The 3989-nt window shown below is 71.2% G+C and carries 2 protein-coding genes; one reads left to right on the forward strand and one right to left on the reverse strand.

Annotated elements, in window-relative coordinates:
- The first annotated feature begins 149 nt into the window (after window positions 1–149).
- Complete coding sequence (locus G4D87_RS34515) at window positions 150–719, forward strand: DUF4123 domain-containing protein (protein ID WP_163786923.1); 570 nt, start codon at window positions 150–152, stop codon at window positions 717–719.
- 15 nt (window positions 720–734) lie between these two features.
- Here G4D87_RS34515 and G4D87_RS34520 read toward each other — a convergent pair.
- Window positions 735–3989: WD40/YVTN/BNR-like repeat-containing protein (locus G4D87_RS34520; RefSeq protein ID WP_371928645.1), on the reverse strand; the 3255-nt coding region annotated here is incomplete at its 5' end.

Below are 3989 nucleotides of genomic sequence, written 5' to 3' on the forward strand. Positions count from 1 at the left end.
GTCATCCCCCTGGCACGCCCGCCCGTGGAGGTCTTCACCCTCTTCCCCGACCCGGCACGGCAGGCGGAAGCCCTGCGCCAGGCCGCGGCGGCGGGTGTGCCGTTCTGCGAGGAGTGTGAGAAGCGGAAGCAGCAGCAGCAGGCGGCGGCGTGAGCGCGCCCGTCCCCCAGCTTCCGGGCCTGCTGCGGTGGGTGCGCCAGGCCACGGAGGAAGCGCCCACCTCGGCGCTCTACGCCATCCTGGACGGGGCGCGGGCCCCCAATGTCCACCGGCTGGTGCTCAGCTGTGGCCTGACGCAGAGCTGCCTCTATGCGGGGAAGCTGCCGCCGGAGCTGGTGGAGGTGGCGCCCTACCTGGTGCAGCTGCGGCCCGGCGCGCCCGCCACGGAGCAGCTGCTCGCCGCGGGCTGGGGCCAGAGCTGGGGCATCTTCGTGCAGAGCCCTGCCCACCCGGACGCGCTGCGGCGGCACCTGCGGCGCTTCCTCAAGGTCAAGGACGCCAGCGGCAAGTCGCTGGTGTTCCGCTACTACGACCCGCGCGTGCTGCGCGTCTACCTGCCCACGTGCACGGACGACGAGCTGGACTTCCTCTTCGGCCCCGTCGAGCAGTTCTTCGCTGAATCGGAGGACGGCGGCAGCATGCTCGCCTACGCGCGCCGCCCCGAGGACGCGCCCCTGGACGCGCCGCCGCTGTCCATCCTCCCGACGCCGCTCCTGTAGCGGCCCCCCGCCGCCCTACTCCCGCGCGAAGTAGTGGAGGGACAGGGCGCAGACGTCGTTGCCACACGGGCTGGGAGACTGGTGGCACCCCACCTGGGGCGCGCCATAGGCGGCGGGCAGCACCACCCGTGCGGCGGCCGTCGCGGCCTTCGCGGCATCGTCGGCCGCGACGCCGTTGGCAACCCCCACCTGGGCCGCGACAGCCCCGATGCGGGCGAGCATCTCCGCCCAGGCGTTGCGTGAAATGGCTGGCACCCAGTGGTCCGCGACGTCCCCACTCCGGAAGAATCCCTTCCCGGCGGTGCCCGCCAGCACGACGTCAGGCTGAACGGGGTCGAAGGCGAAGCACTTCGCTTGGACAGGCCCGACCTCCGGGCTCGCCTCGAGCCACAACACGTTGACGTTGGGGGCGGTCACCGTCATGTAGGCGCCCGTCGGCGTCAGCGCGAGCAGGTCCTTGGGCCGGCCCACCAAGGCGCCGCCCAGGGCCCACACGTCCGTATCCGGCAGGTCGGAGGTGATGTCCGTCCAGTTGGCGCCGCTGTTCACGCTTCGGAACACGCCCGCCGCCGTCGCCGCGTACAGGTGATTGGCATTGGCGCCACTCATCACCAGCATGCGGACGTCGGTGTTCGTCAGCCCGGTGTTCGCAGCGGCCCACGTCGCACCACCGTCGTTGCTCCGGAACACCCCACCGCCCGTCGCCGCGTACAGCATGTTGGCATTGCCCCGGTGCATCACCAGCATGCGGACGTCGGCATTCGTCAGCCCGGTGTTCGCGGCGGCCCACGTCGCACCGCCGTCGTTGCTTTGGAACACCCCACCGCCCGTCGCCACGTACAGGTCCTGGGCCACGGCATGCGAGACGACGATGGCCCGCGTGTCCAGATTGCCCAGACCGGTGTTCGCCACGGCCCAGGTGGCCCCTGCGTCACCGCTCGAGTACACGCCGCCCGCGGTCGCCGCGTACAGGTCCTGCACGTTCGCGGGGCTCATGGCCATCCCTCGGACGTCCAGGTTCCCCAGTCCCGTGTTCCGGGCTGCCCACGTACCGCCCTGATCCGAGCTGTGGAACACGCCCGCGGCCGTCGAGGTGTACAGGTGCTGCGCGTTCGCATGACTCACCAGCGTGTGCCGGACGTCTTGCGAGGGCGCCCCCCAGCGCAGTGGCATCCAGCTGTTGTGGGTGACGCCACTGACATAGAGACCGCCCAGACCCGCGGCGTAGAGGGTTCCGGGCGTCAGCGGATCCGCGACGATGGAGCGCGGCCCCGTCAAGCCCAGGCCGGCGGTGGCCGGAGCCCAGCTCACGCCCGCGTTCGTCGTCTTGAACACGCCGTGCCCGGTCACGGCGACCAGCGTGCCCGCGTGGTGCGCGGAGGCCGTCAGGGCCCGGACGTCCAGACTGGTCAACCCCGTGTTCACCGGCGCCCAGGCAGCGCCGCCGTTGGTGGACTTGAAGATGCCCGTCACCGTCGCCGCGTACACGTGCTGCGCGTTGCCCGGATCCACCACCACCGCGCGCACGTGGAGGGCCCCCGGCCCCGCCAGGAAGGCCCAGTTTCCACCGCCGTTCACGCTGTGGAACACCCCCGCCGCCGTGCCCGCATAGAGGTGCTGCGCATGGGCGTGGGACTGCGCCAGCGCGTAGACGTCCAGGTTCGTGAGCCCGGCATTCGCCGCCGCCCACGTCCCGCCTCCATCCGCCGAACGGAACACCCCGCCATTCGTCCCCGCGTACAGGACCTGCACGTTGGCGTGGGAGATGACAATCGACCGCACATCCGTGTGGGTCAGCCCCGTCATCGCCGGGGCCCAAAGCCCTCCTGAGTTCGTGCTCTTGAAGAGCCCCGCATCACTGCCGGCGTAGACGGTCGCGGGTTGAGCGGACGACACCGCGATGGCCTGCCCGTCACAGGGCTGAGGAAGCCCGTTGCCCGCCGGCACCCACGTCCGCCCCGCGTCCGTACTCCGCATCACCCCCAAATCCGCGACGGCGGCGTACATGGCGGGCGTCGCGCTCTCTGCGGTCAGGGCGCGGACGTCGTACTGGTGGGGCGCATTGCCCTCCGGATTGGAAGGCGTGGACGGGGACAAGGCCGCCACCGTGGCGATGACGGCGGAGTAATCCCCCCGCCACGTGGGCATGAGCTGCGCGGCGGTGTCGCTTGCCGCATACGGAAGCCATCTCGAAATGACGGCCGGCGTCAGCCGGGTACCCGAGCTCGACGTGCCCGTGCGGCCCGAGACGGCCCACCCCACGGCCCTGGCGACGCTGCGCACCACCTCTTGCTGAGCCGGCGCATTGAGTGCCTGCAACGCCGTCGCCGCCTGGGACAGTCGCAGCGCTCCGTCGACCGGAACGACGCTCTCGATGTTGGATTGGGCCTGCGGGCCCCGGTAGAGCGCGAAGACATCCAACTGAGCCTCCTGCGCCATGGAGCCAATCTTCCCCCTTTGGATGTCGCGCACGCGGGCGGCACGGGCAGTCGCCCGGCGCGCCAGCGCGCCCTGCACCTGGAAGACGACCTCCACGGCCGCGACGGCCTGGGCTTCGACCTGCGCGTCGACCTGCTGGGCGGAGGCAGCGGCATTGACAGACGCATTCGCCACGGTTGGGGGGATTGGCGCGACGCCGTAGGTGCGCTGGGTCTCCTGCTGAAGCGTCGCGGCATCAATGCCCACGAAGACGGTGCTGTCCGCCGACACAGCCAGGGCACGGACGGACTGCGAAGGCAGGCCAGGACAGGCCACGCTCCAGGCCTTGGCGGCGCGCTGGCTGACGTAGACCCCCTGGTCCGTGGCCGCCGCCAGCCACTGCGGCGCCTGGCCATTCAGCAGGACGTCCCGGACGTCATTGGTGGGAAGCCCTTGATTCACGGCGGTCCAGTTCCCACCGCCATTCCGAGTCTCGAACAGTCCGCCGGCCGTCGACGCCACCACGCGCTGGGAATCGTTGGCATCCACCCGCACCGAACGCACCGGGGCCGCCGCGAGCCCCGTGCTCGCCGCGGTCCAGGTGACGCCCGCATCGGTCGACGCGAAGACGCCGCTCGCCGTCGCCGCGTAGAGGTGGGCGGCATTCACGGTCGAGATTCCCAGGTCATGGACGTCCAGGTCCGTCAGGCCGGTGCTCGCGGGCGCCCAGGAGTCCCCACCCTGGGTGGACTTGAAGATGCCCGCGTCGGTCGCCGCATACACATGGTGTGCATGGGCCGGAGACAACACCACCGCGCGCACAGGACGCCCCTGTGGCCCCGCATCCCCCAC

Source organism: Myxococcus vastator (assembly GCF_010894475.1).
Classification (GTDB): domain Bacteria; phylum Myxococcota; class Myxococcia; order Myxococcales; family Myxococcaceae; genus Myxococcus; species Myxococcus vastator.